This window comes from Mycobacterium sp. E787 (assembly GCF_001668725.1).
Classification (GTDB): domain Bacteria; phylum Actinomycetota; class Actinomycetes; order Mycobacteriales; family Mycobacteriaceae; genus Mycobacterium.
Window position 1 is genome coordinate 1 of the sequence record NZ_LZKL01000021.1, and the last position, 752, is coordinate 752.

The 752-nt window shown below is 67.3% G+C and carries 2 protein-coding genes; one reads left to right on the plus strand and one right to left on the minus strand.

What is annotated here, in order from left to right; genetic code table 11:
* Positions 1-477, minus strand: a 477-nt coding sequence (locus A5705_RS03700; RefSeq protein WP_255400175.1) for a TetR/AcrR family transcriptional regulator, incomplete at its 3' end; no start/stop codon positions are given.
* A gap of 56 nt (positions 478-533) precedes the next feature.
* Here A5705_RS03700 and A5705_RS03705 point away from each other — a divergent pair.
* Positions 534-752: TetR/AcrR family transcriptional regulator (locus A5705_RS03705; protein WP_156762981.1), on the plus strand; the 219-nt coding region annotated here is incomplete at its 3' end.

Consider the following 752-nt stretch of genomic DNA (forward strand, 5'->3'; position numbering starts at 1 on the left):
GCGCTCCCGGGCGTCCTCGACGATGTCATTTATGATGTCGCGCAACGCTTTTGACCCCGGATTCCGTGTCCGGCCGCCGTCGATTTGGGATTCGAGCAGGCTTTCGGCCCGGATCGCCCACTCGAAAGCCGCGAGGTCCGGGAACTCGCGCATCAACTTTCCCGATTCGTCGAGCACCGCTTCGATTCGGTCGACGACGCCGCCGGGACGGGCGGCGGCCCGGCGCAGCCGTGGCAGCGCGACCTCGGTTCTGGCCGCGACGGCCGCCTTGATCAGCTCCGACTTGTTCGGAAAATAGTGATAGAGGCTGCCGCTGGTCATGTCGGCGGCCCGGGCGATCTCGCGAATCGTCGCCTTCGAGTGGCCCACTTCGGCCACGCAGCGCATCGCCGAGGCGATGATTCGGGCACGGGTCTGCTCGCCGCTGGCGCCGACTGGGCGGCCGAGCTGGGATGGCGAAGCCGGAGGATAATTGATCGCCCGATTATATTCGAGGGAGCCGGTCAAAAGGACGCAGGAGTGAGGACATCAGCATGACGCGGGCGCAGCTGGGTCGCCCCGTCGGCGCCAGCGGCGAGGAGACCCGCCGCCGGCTCCTCGTCGCCACCATGCGCTGTGTCGCCCAGCGCGGCTACTCCAAGGCCACCATCCGCGAGATCGCCCGGACCGCGGAGGTGACCAGCGCCAGCCTGTACAACTACTTCCCCAACAAATCGGAGCTGATCAAGGCGGCCGTCGCGGCCAGAACCGAG